The sequence below is a fragment of the Ruegeria sp. AB8 genome, from assembly GCF_056542605.1.
Map to the genome: position 1 here is coordinate 251148 of NZ_JBQGAB010000001.1, position 16500 is coordinate 267647.

Here is a 16500-nt window from a genome sequence, read left to right on the forward strand (position 1 = left end):
CGCCTCCGAAAATCTCGGGGGCTTTTTTTTGTCAAACGCAAGACACATGTCGCGAACGGAGCAAAGCAGATGACACGTGAGATGACCGGCGCAAAGATGGTAGTTCAGGCCCTCAAAGATCAGGGCGTGGACACGGTATTCGGATACCCCGGCGGCGCCGTGCTACCGATCTATGATGAGATCTTTCTGCAAAACGACATTCGCCACATCCTGGTACGTCACGAACAGGGCGCGGTTCATGCCGCCGAAGGCTATGCCCGCTCGACCGGGAAGCCCGGCGTAGCGCTGGTGACGTCCGGCCCCGGTGCCACAAACGCGGTAACGGGTCTGACGGATGCGTTGCTGGACTCGATCCCGATCGTCGTTCTGACCGGTCAGGTTCCCACATTCATGATCGGCTCGGACGCCTTTCAGGAGGCCGACACCGTTGGCATCACCCGCCCCTGCACCAAGCACAACTGGCTGGTCAAAGATACGGATTCTCTGGCCGCGACCATGCACGAGGCCTTTCACGTCGCCAAATCGGGCCGCCCCGGTCCGGTGCTGATCGACATCCCGAAGGACGTGCAGTTCGCCTCGGGCGAATACAGCCCGCCCAAGCCATCGACTTCGCATTACCAGCCGGTGCTGAAAGGTGATCTGGAAGAGATCACCGAACTTGTCGCGGCGATGGAATCCGCGAAAAAGCCCGTGTTCTATACCGGCGGCGGCGTGATTAACTCGGGCCCTGCCGCCAGTCAGTTACTGCGCGAACTGGTAGACGCGACGGGCTTTCCGATCACCTCGACCCTGATGGGGCTGGGTGCTTATCCGGCGTCGGGTAAGAACTGGCTGGGTATGCTCGGCATGCATGGTCTTTATGAAGCCAATCTGGCGATGCACGATTGCGATCTGATGATCAATATCGGCGCGCGGTTCGACGACCGTATCACCGGCCGGATCGATGCATTCTCGCCGAAGTCGAAAAAAGCCCATATCGACATTGATCCTTCGTCGATCAACAAGGTGATCCGTGTGGACATACCGATTGTTGGCGACGTCGCCCATGTTCTCGAGGATATTCTGAAAGTCTGGAAAGCCCGCGGGCGCAAAACCAACGCCGCCGCGGTCAAGAAATGGCAGGCTCAGGTCGATGAGTGGCGCAAGGTCAACTGCCTTGCCTATACCAACAGCGAAAAGACCATCAAGCCGCAATACGCGCTGCAACGGCTGGAAGAACTGACAAAGGACCACGACCGTTACATCACAACCGAAGTGGGCCAGCATCAGATGTGGGCTGCGCAGTATCTTGGGTTCGAGGATCCGAACCGCTGGATGACGTCTGGCGGTCTGGGTACGATGGGCTACGGTTTCCCGGCCTCGATCGGCGTACAGATGGCACATCCTGACGCGCTGGTCATCAACGTTGCCGGAGAGGCCTCGTGGTTGATGAACATGCAGGAAATGGGCACCGCAGCGCAGTATCGTCTGCCGGTGAAACAGTTCATCCTGAACAACGAACGTCTTGGCATGGTGCGTCAGTGGCAGGAATTGCTGCATGGCGAACGCTATTCCCATTCGTGGTCCGAAGCGCTGCCCGATTTCGTCAAACTCGCCGAAGCTTTCGGAGCCAAGGGCATCCTGTGCACTGACCCGGCCGATCTGGATGATGCGATCATGGAGATGATCAACTATGACGGCCCGGTGATCTTTGACTGTCTGGTTGAAAAGCACGAGAACTGCTTCCCCATGATCCCGTCGGGCAAGGCGCACAATGAGATGCTGCTGGGCGAGGCCGAAACGCAGGGCGTCATCGACTCCAAAGGGTCGGTTCTGGTCTGACAAAAATCGACAAATTTTGTCGGGTGCCTCTTGTGCCCGGCACTATGTGATGACGAAAGGGACATAAATGTCTGCCCTACATATCAAAAAAGGCGCGAACCGCCATTCGGCCTACAACCTACGCCCGACTTTCTCGGACGTGCAGGAACAGCATACGATCGCCGTTCTGGTCGAGAACGAACCGGGTGTTCTGGCCCGCGTGATCGGGCTGTTCTCGGGCCGCGGTTACAACATCGAAAGCCTGACCGTGGCCGAGGTGGACCATACCGGCCATCTCAGCCGTATCACCATCGTAACCACAGGCACACCGCAAGTGATCGAGCAGATCAAGGCGCAGCTTGGCCGGATCGTTACCGTCCATGACGTGCATGATCTGACCGTCGAAGGTCCCTCGGTCGAGCGTGAACTGGCGATCATCAAGGTTGTGGGCGAAGGCGACAAGCGGGTCGAAGCGCTGCGTCTGGCGGACATCTTCCGTGCCAACGTGGTCGACAGCACGCTGAATTCCTTCATCTTCGAGATCACCGGCGCCCCGGACAAGATCGACGCCTTCGCCGATCTGATGCGTCCTCTGGGCCTTTTGGAGATCGCCCGTACTGGCGTTGCCGCCCTGCTGCGCGGCGACTGAGCTGAAAACTCCGCTCCGGACACAAGATCATTGCGACCGGGGCGGGCCAGCCGGCCCTGGTTAGCACCCCAATTGACTGCGACGCGTGCTCAAGTATGGGCGCGGTTCAACTGCCATACGCCTCGGAAATCAAGAATAAGACCACTCAATTGGCGATTTAGCCTATTGCGTTTATTCCTTTGCGCGTTAGCCTCTACACGCAACGAGACGTGACCACACGTCCGTCAGGTGTTTAGTCACGATTTCAGACGCAGCGCGCCCTATGAGCCGCACGTGTCCTTGGTTCCAAAAAGAGTACGTGAGTTCCGGGACGAGAATGACGAATGACTTCCGCAGCCCTACTGAATTGCGCAGAATGTTCGGCGCAAATCTGAGATTGCTGTCTCACCAGTACCCATCTGTCTCAGAGCTTTGCCGCCAGCTTGGTATCAACCGGACGCAGTACAACAGATATCTTGGCGGCGAGAGCTTTCCCAGGCCCGACGTACTGGACCGCATTTGCCGCTTTTTCAAAGTCGACGCCCGTATCCTGCTGAAACCACTGGACGAGATCGCCCAGCCTTTCCGCCACCCCGCTGCCTCGGCCCTGACCGAGTTCCTGGGGTCTGGCCCGAATGCCTTGCCCGAGACCCTGTTTCCTGCCGGATTCTACTATGCGACGGAAACAGCGCTGGACAGCAACACTGCTCTGCGGCATCGGTTGTTCTACGCCCGCAGACTGCCGCAATGTACGCTTGTGCGCAGCTACGAGCCTCGTCCCACCATGCCCGAGGCGCCGCCCAAAGAACGTGAGGTTCAGGGCATTGCCGCCTGCGCTGGTCGTCAGATCTATATCCTGACGTCACAGCGCGACGCGCAAAACAGCCGGATGTTCCTGATCTCTCATCATTCCGGAGATCAGGCCGGTCAACTGCGGGGCGTGGCAATCAGGTTGTCGGACACATCCACGGACCCCAGCGGGACACAGCGGATCATGTTGCGGCATCTGGGATCGGATCGGTCCGCTGTCTTCGGCGCGGCAAGGGCCGCGCGCGCCTGGCTCTGATCCTGTACTCGGAACAGCCCCCCCTGCCTTACTCGGAAACAGCATTCTGTTCCTGCGTGATCAGCCGGTACAGATGCCAACTGGCGTGGCCCAGTAACGGCAACACAAGAAACAGCCCAAGAAACCAAGGCAACATCGCCACAAAGGTCAGAACCGCAATAAACATGCCCCATCCAATCATGACCGGGAAATTGTCACGGACATAGCCGAAGCTGGCGATCATGGCGGTTACGAAATCCAGTTCGCGATCCAGCAGCATCGGAATCGAAAGCACGGTGATCATATACAGCACGGTCGCGAATATTGCGCCAACGATCGAGCCGATGGCCAGCATCGCCAATCCGTTCGCAGTCAAAAACACCTCAATCGAGGAAGAGACATTCGTCATGGTGGAAAGCCCCATGAACAAAGCGAAAATCATGTGCCCCAGAAAGAACCAGAACAGAAACATCACCACGATGATCGCACAGATTGAGGGCAACTGGCGGCGGCCCTGCTGCAGCACCACGCCAAAAATCGACCCGAAATCCAGCGGTTCTCCCTGCTCAAGCCGATGGGATACTTCGTACAGTCCAACCGCCGCAAATGGCCCAAGCAGCGGGAAACCGATCGCGGCCAGAACAAGCCAGTAGGTGGTTCCAGTTTTCAGGGTGACCCATGCCATTGCCCACCCGGCCAACACGTAGAATCCCGCGAACAGAATCCCGAACACCGGCGCCCGACGATAATCGGCCCATGCCTGATGAATAGCCTGCCGCAGCATCGCCGTATCGGCCTGCTGCATTACCGGAACACCAAAGGGTTTTTCCATGTCTGTCTCTCCTCCCCAGCGACCCTATTGCAGGGCCGGTCGTTTTTGGGGCCAGCCGGTTGCATCGTGATAGCTTGCCCCGATGGACAAGAGCTTTGCATCCGCGCCGCGCGGCCCGAAAATCTGCATTCCCATTGGCAGACCGTTCTCTCCAAAACCCACAGGAACCGACAGGCAGGGCAACCCGATCAGGCTGACCGGTGTGACGACCTGCATCCAGCGGTGATAGGTGTCCATCGCCTGCCCGTCTATTTCGGTCGGATACGCAGTTTCGACGGCGAAAGGCCAAACCTGGGCCGTTGGCAGCACCAGCGCATCATACGTCTCAAACAAACGGGCGGCACATCGATACCACTCGGATCGCAGAACGCTGGCGTGATGCACGTCCATCGCACTCAGCGCCAGTCCCCGATCCAGCTCCCATTGTGCGGTATCCTTCAGCACGTCCCGATGCTCCGAAAGTTCCAAAAGCCCAGCCGCAACGCTCCAGGATCGTAGTGTAATCCAGCTGTCCCAGATCTGGCTTGCGTCAAAAGGCGGTTTTGTTTCTTCGACGTCGGCCCCCAAATCCGAAAACACGGTCAGCGCAGACCGGCACAGATCGACGATCCCGGTTTCGAACGGAAAGGCACCGCCCCAGTCACCCAGCCAGCCAACACGCAAACCCGTGAGATCAGCCGGCTGCACAGGTGACACAGCGCCATCAACATACAATGGCTGACGTGCATCCGGACCTGCCATGACGTCCAGCAAAATACCCATATCTTGCGGGCTGCGGGCCATGGGGCCCAATGTCGAAAGCTGATGCAGAAAACCGTCTCCGATCGGTTCACTCGGAACCCGGCCCCAGCTTGGCCGGAACCCGTATACATTGTTCCAGGCCGCCGGGTTGCGAAGGCTGCCCATCATGTCCGAGCCATCCGCCAAGGCCACCATGCCCGTTGCCAGCGCCACCGCCGCGCCACCGGACGAACCGCCGCAGGTTCGGGCGGGGTCGTACGGGTTGCGCGTGGCGCCATACACCGGATTGAACGTATGCGATCCCAGCCCAAACTCGGGTGTATTTGTTTTGCCGATCAGAATGGCACCGGCAGTCCGCAATCTTTCTGCGATCAGATCGTCCCGCTCGGGCACGTTGTTTCGGTAAATCGGCGATCCATGAGACGACACAATCCCGGCCACATTGACCAGATCTTTGACCGCCATGGGCAGTCCATGCAGTGGGCCGCCCCGGGGACCGGCATCCAGCGCCTCAGCCTCGGACATCAACTCATCCTCATCGCGTAGGGCGACGATGGCATTGACCTCTCCATTAACGCTGGCAATCCGATGCAAGGTTTCGCGCATTAACTCAGCAGCCGTCAATTGCCCCGAGGACAGCGCAGACAGCAATGCAACGGCGGAAGATTGGCTCAGATCCATGGGAGTTCATCAGCTCAGATACAACGTGGTCGCCACCAGCCTAGCCGGGGCAACCTGCCAATTAAACCCACTGTTTACATGTATCTTTTCGGGACCCCCAGGCACCCCGGCGGATCCGCTTCATCTGGCCAAAAATATCCCGGGGGAGTCGCGTCCCGCCGAGACGGGGGCAGAGCCCCCTTGTGATCAGCCGTCGCCCTGCGCTTCGGACCGGCTTTTGCCGGCAACGTTCTGGGCCAGCGTGGCTGCCATAAACCCATCCAGATCACCGTCCAGAACCCCTTTGGTGTCCGAGGTTTCGTGATTGGTCCGCAGGTCCTTGACCATCTGATAAGGCTGCAACACGTAAGACCGGATCTGATTGCCCCACCCGGCATCGCCCTTGGCTTCGTGCGCCGCGTTGATATCGGCGTTGCGACGGTCCAGTTCCTGCTGGTACAGGCGCGATTTCAGCGCCTTCATGGCGATGTCACGGTTCTGGTGCTGCGACTTCTCGGACGAGGTCACAACGATGCCCGTGGGGATGTGCGTGATCCGAACCGCCGAGTCCGTGGTGTTCACGTGCTGACCACCGGCACCCGAAGAGCGGTAAGTATCGATGCGGATGTCCGACGGGTTCACCTCGATCTCGATATTGTCGTCAACCACCGGATAGACCCAGACCGAGCTGAACGACGTGTGCCGCTTGGCCGCCGAGTCATAGGGCGAGATGCGCACAAGCCGGTGCACCCCGCTTTCCGACTTCAGCCAACCATAGGCGTTGTGGCCTGAAATCTTGTAGGCGGCAGACTTGATCCCCGCCTCTTCACCCGCGGTCTCGGACTGCAATTCGACCGTATAGCCCTTTTTCTCGGCCCAGCGCACATACATCCGCGCCAGCATCGAGGCCCAGTCACAACTTTCGGTGCCCCCCGCGCCCGAGTTGATCTCAAGGAACGTGTCATTGCCGTCTGCCTCGCCATCCAGCAGGGCCTCAAGCTCTTTCTTGGCGGCCTTGGCCTTCAGTTTCCTGATAGCGTCCTCGGCGTCGGCAACGACTTCTTCGTCCTCTTCCATCTCGCCCAGTTCGATCAGTTCGACATTGTCACTCAGGTCGGTCTTGATCGACTCGTAGGTTTCGATGGCATCGACCAGCATCTGGCGTTCGCGCATCAGCTTCTGAGCGTTCTCCGGGTTGTCCCACAGGTTCGGGTCTTCGACGCGTGCGTTGAATTCCTCAAGCCGGTGCGGCGCCGTTTCGTAATCCATGCGCTTCGCCAGCAGCTCCAGCGACTTTTCTATTTCCGCCACAATATTCTGGGTTTCGGCGCGCATGGTTTTGTCCCAACTTGCTCAATCAGGCCTGCGTGATAGCAAGAGGCGAGAGCCACCACAAGACAAGTGAGATGCGAATGAAGGATGCGTCGGGCGAGTTTTTGACAGTTGGGACCTGACACGCATCGTGTTGCTTGCGGACACGGGGCTGGCCCAAGATCTGTTAAGCAGTCAGCACACGCACGACCCGCTTCACGGCGATCTGCATACCGACAACGTGCTACTATCGGATCCCGGTCCTCGGGTTATAGATGCCAAGGGATATCTGGGGGATGCTACTTTCGAACTGGCAAACGCTATGCGACATCCGAAAGGCATGCCGGAACTTGTACGCGAGCCTTCGCATATTACCCGCTGCCTGTCGCTCTATTCGGACGCATTGGACGTGCCGGCCAAACGGTTTGCCAAATGGGCTGCTGCCAAATGTGCGCTATCGATCTGCTGGCGGTCTTGTGAACAGATTACTGATGACAGCGAACCGATCTTTTGAACCTATTCGTACAAGTTGCGGACTAGTACAGTCCGCCCCCCTGCAGATCACCCTGGCTTGCGTTGGGTCCGACCGTAACTGTGCTTCCGGTGGAAGTTGTCACCTGCCGACCCGATCCGCTTACTTCTTCGAACAGTGGCAAATCGGATCCCATGGCAAAGCCGCCATCGAAAATCCGGTCTATGAAGCCATCGACACCGTCGCGGAAATACTCGGCAACTACATATTCCCCGACCGCGTCCTCCGGCAAGCGCGCCCCGCTGAAACGGTCAATCTTGATGAAGTGCCCGCCTGGCGGAACTTCGAACGGACCGCCGCCATATTTCTCGACCGCCTTTTCCATGAAACTTTGGAATACCGGCCCGCACATCGTACCGCCATAGGCGCCACTGCCCATCGGACGAGGCCGGTCGTAGCCAATATAGCAGCCGGCCACGATGTTCGAGGTGAAGCCGATAAACCAGGCGTCCTTGGATTCGTTGGTGGTGCCGGTCTTGCCGGCAGTCGGCACCGGCAGGTTGACAACACGTGACGCAGTGCCGCGATCAACCACGCCTTTCATCATAGACGTCAATTGATAGGCGGTGATGGCATCCATAACCTGTTCGCGATCGGTCACGATCTGCGGCGACTCATCCGGTTCCAGCCAGGTTGAGTTGCAGTCCAGACACTGGCGGTCATCATGCCGGTAGATCGTCTTTCCGAACCGGTCCTGAATACGGTCGACCAGAGTGGGTTCGACCCGCTCGCCGCCGTTGGCGAACATCGCATAGGCGGCGACCATCTTGTACAGCGTCGTTTCTTCCGATCCCAGCGAGTTCGCAAGGAACGCGCCCATTCGGTCATAAACACCAAACCGTTCGGCATATCCCGCAACCACCGGCATCGTCACCTCCTGGGCCAGACGGATGGTCATGAGGTTCCGCGACTGTTCGATCCCGGTACGCAGCGGTGTCGGCCCGTAGAATTTGTTCGACGAGTTCTTGGGCCGCCAGAGACCTTGCGGCGTGTTCACCTCGATCGGGGCGTCCACAACGATCGTGGCGGGACTGTAACCACTGTCCAGCGCGGCGGCATAGACGAAAGGCTTAAAGCTGGATCCCGGCTGACGCTGAGCCTGCGTGGCACGGTTAAACACCGAATCCTGATACGAGAACCCGCCCTGCATCGCCAGAACACGGCCCGAGTTCACATCCATCGCGACGAAGCCGCCCTGCACCTCAGGCACTTGGCGGGCAGACCACTGCCCTTCTTCCCCGGCCATCACCAGAATGACATCGCCGCGCTTGAAATTGTCCTTGAAGCTGCCCTGCATCCATTTGATGTCTTCGCGTGGAATGGTTCCGTCTGCCGGACCGTTTTCGATACCCACGGTCAGCGACTGATCGGCCACGTTCATCACAACAGCCGGATACCATTGGGTCGGCAATTCGACATCGCGCGGAATTTCCATGATGGCCAGCGCCTCGCGCCACTGGGCTTCCTCCGCCAGTTTTTCTTCCGGGATCACCTCACCCGTACCGCGCCATTTCCCGCGCGAGCGGTCGTATTTCTGCAGGGCCGTGCGCAGGGCCTTGGCAGCTTCGACCTGCATTTCCTCGTCCACCGATGCACGCACCGTGAAGCCGCCGGTAAAGAACTCACCCTCACCGAAATCCTCGCTCAGCTGGCGGCGGATTTCGTCGGTGAAATAGTCACGGGGCGGCAATGCGGTGCGGAAGCTTTCAAAGTCACCGTTCTGTACCGAGCGCAAAGGCATGTTGACCTCGGCCTCATAGGTGGCCCGATCAATGTAGCCGTTCTGGTTCATTTCCCGCAGCACGTAGTCGCGACGCGCCAGCAACCGTTCCTTTTGCAAAACCGGATGGTAGTTTGACGGCGCCTTCGGCATGGCCGCCAGCATGGCGGCCTCATGCGGGGCCAGCTCCTGCAGCGTCTTGTTGAAATACGTCTGTGCAGCCGCCGTCACACCGTAAGAGTTCTGGCCCAAAAAGATCTCGTTCATGTAAAGTTCGAGGATCTGTTCCTTGTCCAGAGTGTCTTCCAGCCGGGTCGCAAGGATGATTTCCTTGATCTTGCGTTCGGCCTGCCGGTCGCCGGACAACAGAAAGTTCTTCATGACCTGCTGCGTGATGGTCGACGCGCCGCGCACGTTTTCACCTTTGGATTTCACCGCTTCGACACCCGCAGCAATTATCCCGCGCGGGTCATAGCCCTGATGGGTGTAGAAATTCTTGTCTTCCGCCGAAATAAAGGCCTGCTTCACCAGATCCGGGATTTCCTCGGACGGCGTGAACAGGCGGCGCTCCTGGGCGAATTCGTCGATCAGTTGCCCTTTACCGGAATAAATCCTGCTGATCGTGGGCGGCTTGTACTGCGCCAGTGATTCATGACTGGGCAGGTCGCGCCCATACATCCAGAAGACCGCACCGATGACCAGTGCCGCCATGAAGATACCCAGGGTCACGAGGCTGAAGATCGCCCCGAAAAACGAAAGAATGAACCGGATCACTGTACTGCCTTTTACTCGCGGTGCGGCCTATATAGTGTCGGCCCCACGCCAGGTCAAAACACCATGGCGTATTCTAGCCTGTTTGCGACGCGGGGTCACTGGCCAATCAATGAGCGTCTGATCACATCCTGCTGTCGCCAGTTTTCCAGACCGTTGTAAATCCCACGCGCCATTTGCGCGCGCCATTCGGAATTTTGCAGGTTTTTCAGGTCTCTGGGGCTGGAAAGAAAACCCAGTTCGACCAGTACCGAGGGAATGTCCGCCGCCTTGAGAACCGAAAACGACGCCGTACGGACGGGCCGCCGGTTCATCGGACCACCTTGCTGCGCCATGCCATTGGCCAAAGCCCGCGCCAATGCGTTGGTGCGCGGTCTGGTTTCCTGACGGGCCATGTCCAGCAAAACATCCGCAACCTGATCGTCGGCCCCGTTCAGATCCACCCCCGAGAGCAGGTCGCCCCGGTCGTGACGTTCCGCAAGTTTCTGGCTGGCAACATCCGATGCGTCAGTTGACAGGGTATACACGGCCGCACCATGCGCCTGCCCGTCCGACAGGGAATCCGCGTGCAGCGAGATGAACACATCGGCACCGGCCCGATGCGCCAGCGCAATTCGCCGCTCCAGCGAAACAAACTGGTCCTCGACGCGGGTCAGAACCACTTCATACCCACCTGAACGCAGCAATAGTTCTTTCAGTTCGCGCGCAAAGGTCAGCATCAGGGTTTTTTCATCGGTCCCGCCAACCTCGGCCCCCGGGTCGATGCCGCCATGTCCAGGGTCCAGCATGACGCGAATGGGTCCGTCGGGATCACGCGGCGCCGCCGGAAGTGGGGCGGTCGCTTCCGGCAAATCCCAACCGGGAACCTGAGGAGCACCGGCGCTGGCATTGAATACGTCGAACTCGACCCCCTTGAGCATAAGGGACAACACCGCAGTGCCTGTTATCTGATCCAGCTTCAACTGCGCCGTATCGACACCCATCGGCGCACCAAGTTCCAGAACCAGACGGGACCAGCCGGGGACGTAAGTGCCGAACTGCACCCCACTGATCCGTTCGGATTGCAGGAATTCACTGCTGATCAGACCGGTCCAGTCGACCTCGCGGAAGTCAAGAACCATGCGATACGGATCCCGCAAAGTGAAAACGCGGTAAGGTACGCCCTGGCTCAGCCCGATATCCACCTTCACGCCGGTTCGGCCGACATCCGTGATACGGCTTTGGTCCGGCTGCACGCGCGCAAGGGCGCTGAAATCCTGCGCTGCGACAGCGCCCGTCAGCGCCCAGATCAGCGCGAAGGCATAGAAAAGTCTGCTCATGGCCTCAAGTTTTCCCGAGATCGTGTTGAGCAGACCCTACTGTACCAGCGCCGGTTTGTGAACGGGTTACACTGCCTGCGGGATGGCCCCTCGTGCCGCCATGAAGCTGCGCAGCCGCTGCAACCCTTCCTGTATGTCCGCCGTCGAGCGGGCATAGGAAAATCGAAGGGTCTTGTGGCCGCGTTCGGGATCGAAATCCAGCCCCGGCGTCACCGCCACACCGGCTTGTTCCAAAATCTCAGCCGCAAAGGCGCGGCTGTCCTGCGTCAGGTCCGATACATCGGCATAAACGTAGAAAGCGCCGTCCGGCGGTGCGATATTGGTAAATCCGGCTTTGGGCAGCCCGTCCAGCATGAGGGTTCGGTTTTGCCGGTAGACGTCCAGATTGGCTTGCAATTCGTCCTCGCAATCCATCGCGGCCAGCGCCGCGACCTGGCTGGCGTGTGGGGCGCAGATAAACATGTTCTGAGAGATCCGCTCGACCACGCGCACCTGGTCCTCGGGCACCACCATCCATCCGACGCGCCAGCCGGTCATCGAGAAATACTTGGAGAACGAGTTGATGACGTAGCATTCGTCCGTCAGTTCCAGCGCGGTGACGGCTTTGGCCTCGTATTCCAGGCCGTGGTAGATTTCGTCGCTGATGAATGACGCGTTCTGTCCGTGGGCCGCATCGATCAGCGCAGCCATAGCCGGTCGATCCAGCATGGTGCCGGTCGGGTTTGCCGGGGACGCCACCATCAAACCTTGCAGATCAAGCCCCGCGAAATCCGCCGGGACGGGTTGCAGGCGGTTTTCCGGCGCGGTCGGCAGATCGACCGGAACCAGCCCAAGCGCCCTGAGGATCTGCCGGTAAGAGGGATAGCCCGGCGCGCCGATACCGACCCGATCGCCGCTGTCGAAAAGCGCGGTGAACGCCAGCAGAAACCCACCGGAAGATCCGGGCGTAATCACCACCCGGTCAGGGTTCAGATCGACATTGTACCACTCGCCATACATTTGTGCGATCCGTTGCCGCAGCGCCGGCAGGCCCAGCGAAACGGTATAGCCCAGCGGCGACTGACCCATGGCCGACGCCAAAGCCTCGACTGCGCCTTTGGGGGCACCGGTTCCGGGCTGCCCGACTTCCATGTGGATGATATGGCGTCCTGCTTCTTCGGCGCGGCGCGCGGCTTCCATCACATCCATCACGATGAAGGGATCGACCCCGGATCGGGTTGAGTTTCTCATGGCCATCTCCCATGTTGCGGCCATGGCTTTTGAACGCGTATCCAGGCTGGCGTCAATCCCGGCCATGTTGCTGATTGCGGTGACATGGATAACCGGCGCTGTTCCCGCCAAGGCACAGGGCCTGATCCGCGATCCTGACATCGAACACGGATTGCGGGAACTGGCTTTTCCGGTGCTGCGGGCTGCTGGACTGAACACGAACAGGGTGCGGATTCTGGTCGTCCACGACAAGACGTTCAACGCCTTCGTCATCGATTACAACGCCATCTACGTGAACTACGGGCTGATCCTGACTGTCGACAGCCCCGAGATGCTGCAGGCTGTCATCGCGCATGAGGCCGCACATATCGCAAATGGCCATCTGGCCAGACGTGTGGAAAACCTGCGCGCCGCAAAGCGCAATGCTTCTCTGGGAACCGCTTTGGCGCTGATTGTCGCCGCGGCGGGCGGTGGCGAAGCAGCCGGCGGCATCGCTGCCGGGACATCCGGATCAGCCCTGCGCAGCTTTCTGGGGCATACACGCGCCGAAGAGGCATCGGCAGATCGCAGTGCGGCAGGTTATCTGCGATGGGCGGGCATTTCACCAAAAGGCATGGTGGCCCTGCATCGCAAGTTTGCAGGCCAGGAACTGCTGAGCGAGGCAAATCAGGATCCCTATACACGGTCGCACCCCACCAGCCGGGAACGCCTGCGCGCGGCCGAGGCGTTTCTTGACGAGTTCGGAGACAACTCGACCCACAACGCCAATGCCGACTACTGGTTTGCCCGGGTCAAGGGCAAGCTGTCTGCGTTTCTGCGAACGCCTGCCTGGACAATGCGACGCGCGCGCGAGGAAAGCGCGGAGGATATTCGCCTGATGCGCCAGGCAGCAGCGCACCACCAGAACCGAGATCTTGCGGCCGCCCGCGCGGCGATTGACGGGGCACTGGCCATTCGCCCGGACGATCCGTACTACTACGAACTCAAGGGGCAGATATTGCTGGAAAACAGGCAGATGGATCAGGCTGTTGCCGCCTACGGCCGTGCTGTTGAAATGGCCCCGAACGACTCGCTTATCCTCGCCGGGTACGGGCGTGCGCTGCTGGCGCAAGGGCAAACCGAGAACGCCCTGCAAGCGCTTGAAAAAGCCCGCGCGCGCGATTATCGAAACGGTCGGCTGATGCAGGATCTGGGGGTTGCCTATTCTCAGGTCGGCAACAACGGAATGGCCGCGGTTGTGACAGCGGAACGATACGCCCTGCAAGGTCGCATGGCCGATGCAGGCATCCACGCAAAACGGGCCATAAGGCAATTGCCCGAAGGGTCTCCGGGGTGGCAAAGGGCGCAGGATGTGCTGATAGCCTCGGAACAGGTAGAAAAGAAAAGGAAACGCAGATGATCCTCAGACATGCAGCCACGGCCCTTGTTGGGCTTTCCCTGATCACCGGACCGGTGCAGGCGCTGGACCTGAACGACATGAGCGACGCCGAAAAGGCCGAGTTCGGTACACAGGTTCGCGAATACCTGCTGCAAAACCCCGAGGTGATCCTCGAGGCGATCAACATTCTGGAGCAGCGCAACGCCGCCGCCGAGGCCGTGGCTGACCAGGAACTGGTCGCAGCCAATGCCGAGGACCTGTTCAATGACGGCTATAGCTGGGTGGGCGGAAACCCCGATGGCGACATCACTCTGGTCGAGTTCATGGACTATCGCTGCGGATATTGCCGCCGTGCGGTTCCCGAAGTGGATGCTCTGCTGGCGGAAGACGGGAACATCCGGCTGATCATCAAGGAGTTCCCAATCCTTGGCGAAGCTTCGATGATATCGTCGCGCTTTGCCGTGGCGACCAAACATGTCGCAGGTTCAGATGCCTACAAGCAGGTGCACGATGCACTGCTTGAATTCACAGGCGAACCCAACGAAGTCACGCTGCGTCGTCTCTCGGATGGTCTGGGTCTTGAAACCGACGACATCATCGCCGCCATGGACAGTGACGCGGTTTCCAAAGAGATCGCCCAAACCCGAGAACTGGCGCAACGCATGCGGATTTCCGGCACCCCGTCGTTCGTGCTGGGTACTGAACTTCTGCGCGGCTACCTGCCTGCCGACCAGATGCAACAGATTGCGGACGGTGTTCGGGCCGAACAAGGATAACGATTCCGGGATCACCCTTTGATGTTCCTTGAAAAATAGGCCGCTTCGCACGCCAGACCTTTGCGGTAAATGGTGCATGTGAGAACCTTGAAGGCTCGAAGCGCAATTGCTGCTTCGAGCCCGAAACTGACGGTCATTCTTGACCGCAGGCACCCTTTTTCGCCAGTCTCGAACGAATGATATTTGTTTGGAGCGTCGTCATGAAGCGGTTTTCGCGAACATTCCTACTGTTGCTATCTCTTCTAATGGGCACTGTCGTCTCGGCTCAGGACAAGCCCAATATTGTCTTTATATTTCTCGATAACTTTGGATGGGGTGAGCCAGGGTTCAACGGCGGCGGGATAATTCGTGGCACCGCCACCCCGGAAATGGACGCTCTGGCCGCTGAGGGCTTTAGGCTTACGAACTTCAACGTGGAAAGTCAGTGCACTCCTTCCCGTGCAGCGACTATGACCGGTCGTTACGGCATTCGGAGTGGCAACCATACAGTCCCACTTGGAGGTGGCGTTTACGGTCTGACCCAGTGGGAAATCACAATGGCCGAGATGCTTAAGGAAGCAGGGTATAACACGGCCATGTACGGCAAGTGGCACCTAGGCTGGACCGAAGGCCGCTTTCCGACGAGCCAAGGCTTCGACGAGTTTTATGGTGTTGAAACCACGGACGTCACGGTCTGGCGTTCGCTTGCGGGCTTTGCCGATGCCAACATGGAAGAGCCTGTTGTCATGCAGGGAATTGCGGGCGAACCGGCAACCGTTGCGCGGGCCTATGACTTGGACTATCGCGGCGAGATAGATGGCGACCTGACAATCAAGGCCATCGATTTCATCAAAGCCAAGAGTGTGGAAGATGCACCCTTCTTCATCTATCTTGCTTACACGCAGACCCATTATCCAAACATCGTGTCCAAAGAATTTGAAGGGACCACTGGAAACGGTGTCTGGGCCGACATTCTACTTCAAACAGATACCTATATAGGGCGCATCGTTGATGCGATCGAGGCGGCAGGTGTTTCCGACGACACCGTGGTGATATTTACTGCTGACAACGGCCCTGAAGCTCTTCCGGTTGGAAACGCCAATGTCTCGCCGGTTCCTGCGGTACATGGTACTGCGGGGCCTTGGCGGGGCACTCTGTTCACCAGCCTCGAGGGAAGCATGCGCGTGCCCTTCGCAATCAAGTGGCCGGGGAAGATTCCCGCTGGTTCAGAAAGCAATGACGTTGTCCACTCGATGGACCTTTATCCAACACTGGCGGCATTCTCAGGCGGCAAAGTACCAGAGGACCGGGCATTTGATGGCATCGACCAGTCCGAGTTCTTTCTGGGCATCCAGCCGAGATCGAACCGAGAAGGCGTGATCGTTTACATGGGCGAACAGATATTCGGTGTAAAATGGAAGGACTGGAAAGTTCTGTTCAAAGAGAACACTACGGCTTTTGGAGCGACGGAGTCCTTCGACACACCAAGGGTCTACAACCTTCTGAATGATCCGCATGAACGCGAAAGCGTGCTCTTCCCGCACACTTGGGCAGTCGAAAAGGCGTTGCCACAGCTACAGGAACACCTTGCTACATTCGAGGAATTTCCTCCGATCCCCCCAGGAACGCCGGACCCCTACGAACCAACCAAAGACTGAATGGCGGCCTTGTACGCATAGCTGACATCCGTCGCAGACAGCGGCCGAAGATATCTTCGGGCGCTGCTTTTTCCGCATGGCGTCGCGCCTACAATGCGTTCGGCCCGACGCTGCATCATCAATCGCAAAGGCATGGCTCCG

At 58.9% G+C, this 16500-nt stretch carries 13 protein-coding genes; 7 read left to right on the top strand and 6 right to left on the bottom strand.

From position 1 onward, the window contains the following. Nucleotides 1–69: 69 nt before the first annotated feature. From ACR0CG_RS01250 to ACR0CG_RS01260, 3 genes are all read left to right on the top strand, one after another. Nucleotides 70–1821 (top strand): acetolactate synthase 3 large subunit, encoded by a 1752-nt coding sequence (locus tag ACR0CG_RS01250; protein ID WP_480522478.1) that lies wholly within the window; start codon nucleotides 70–72, stop codon nucleotides 1819–1821. Between the two features lie 67 nt (nucleotides 1822–1888). Continuing rightward, complete coding sequence (gene ilvN, locus ACR0CG_RS01255) at nucleotides 1889–2449, top strand: acetolactate synthase small subunit (protein WP_170610415.1); 561 nt, start codon at nucleotides 1889–1891, stop codon at nucleotides 2447–2449. A 316-nt stretch (nucleotides 2450–2765) separates the two neighbouring features. Continuing rightward, complete coding sequence (locus tag ACR0CG_RS01260; protein ID WP_480522479.1) at nucleotides 2766–3494, top strand: helix-turn-helix domain-containing protein; 729 nt, start codon at nucleotides 2766–2768, stop codon at nucleotides 3492–3494. A gap of 28 nt (nucleotides 3495–3522) precedes the next feature. Here the strand turns inward: ACR0CG_RS01260 and ACR0CG_RS01265 are convergent, their stop codons facing one another. The 3 genes from ACR0CG_RS01265 to prfB form a co-directional block, all read right to left on the bottom strand. Further along, on the bottom strand, nucleotides 3523–4305 hold the full coding sequence (locus ACR0CG_RS01265) for a DUF2189 domain-containing protein (protein ID WP_480522480.1): 783 nt from the start codon (nucleotides 4303–4305) through the stop codon (nucleotides 3523–3525). A gap of 24 nt (nucleotides 4306–4329) precedes the next feature. Beyond that, nucleotides 4330–5727, bottom strand: a complete 1398-nt coding sequence (locus ACR0CG_RS01270; RefSeq protein WP_480522481.1) for an amidase — start codon at nucleotides 5725–5727, stop codon at nucleotides 4330–4332. A 186-nt stretch (nucleotides 5728–5913) separates the two neighbouring features. Beyond that, the gene (prfB, locus tag ACR0CG_RS01275) at nucleotides 5914–7041 is read right to left on the bottom strand and encodes a peptide chain release factor 2 (RefSeq protein WP_170610394.1); all 1128 of its coding nucleotides are present in this window, start codon (nucleotides 7039–7041) and stop codon (nucleotides 5914–5916) included. 127 nt (nucleotides 7042–7168) lie between these two features. Here prfB and ACR0CG_RS01280 point away from each other — a divergent pair, with 127 nt between their 5' ends. Continuing rightward, on the top strand, nucleotides 7169–7531 hold the full coding sequence (locus tag ACR0CG_RS01280) for an aminoglycoside phosphotransferase family protein (protein ID WP_480522482.1): 363 nt from the start codon (nucleotides 7169–7171) through the stop codon (nucleotides 7529–7531). Between the two features lie 22 nt (nucleotides 7532–7553). Here the strand turns inward: ACR0CG_RS01280 and ACR0CG_RS01285 are convergent, their stop codons facing one another. From ACR0CG_RS01285 to ACR0CG_RS01295, 3 genes are all read right to left on the bottom strand, one after another. Next, nucleotides 7554–10043, bottom strand: a complete 2490-nt coding sequence (locus ACR0CG_RS01285; protein WP_170610366.1) for a PBP1A family penicillin-binding protein — start codon at nucleotides 10041–10043, stop codon at nucleotides 7554–7556. A gap of 95 nt (nucleotides 10044–10138) precedes the next feature. After that, the gene (locus ACR0CG_RS01290; protein WP_480522483.1) at nucleotides 10139–11359 is read right to left on the bottom strand and encodes an N-acetylmuramoyl-L-alanine amidase; all 1221 of its coding nucleotides are present in this window, start codon (nucleotides 11357–11359) and stop codon (nucleotides 10139–10141) included. Between the two features lie 66 nt (nucleotides 11360–11425). After that, nucleotides 11426–12589 (bottom strand): pyridoxal phosphate-dependent aminotransferase, encoded by a 1164-nt coding sequence (locus ACR0CG_RS01295; protein WP_480522484.1) that lies wholly within the window; start codon nucleotides 12587–12589, stop codon nucleotides 11426–11428. Here ACR0CG_RS01295 and ACR0CG_RS01300 point away from each other — a divergent pair. The 3 genes from ACR0CG_RS01300 (at nucleotide 12588) to ACR0CG_RS01310 (ending at nucleotide 16359) form a co-directional block, all read left to right on the top strand. Next, a complete protein-coding gene (locus ACR0CG_RS01300) occupies nucleotides 12588–13967 on the top strand; it encodes a M48 family metalloprotease (protein ID WP_480522485.1) in 1380 nt (459 codons plus the stop codon). The two genes, ACR0CG_RS01295 and ACR0CG_RS01300, sit on opposite strands and share 2 nt — an antisense overlap. Next, nucleotides 13964–14722: a DsbA family protein gene (locus ACR0CG_RS01305; protein WP_480522486.1), complete on the top strand. Its 759-nt coding sequence runs from the start codon at nucleotides 13964–13966 to the stop codon at nucleotides 14720–14722. Before ACR0CG_RS01300 ends, ACR0CG_RS01305 begins: the two co-directional genes overlap by 4 nt. A 200-nt stretch (nucleotides 14723–14922) precedes the next feature. Next, nucleotides 14923–16359, top strand: a complete 1437-nt coding sequence (locus ACR0CG_RS01310; protein ID WP_480522487.1) for an arylsulfatase — start codon at nucleotides 14923–14925, stop codon at nucleotides 16357–16359. Nucleotides 16360–16500 lie beyond the last annotated feature (141 nt).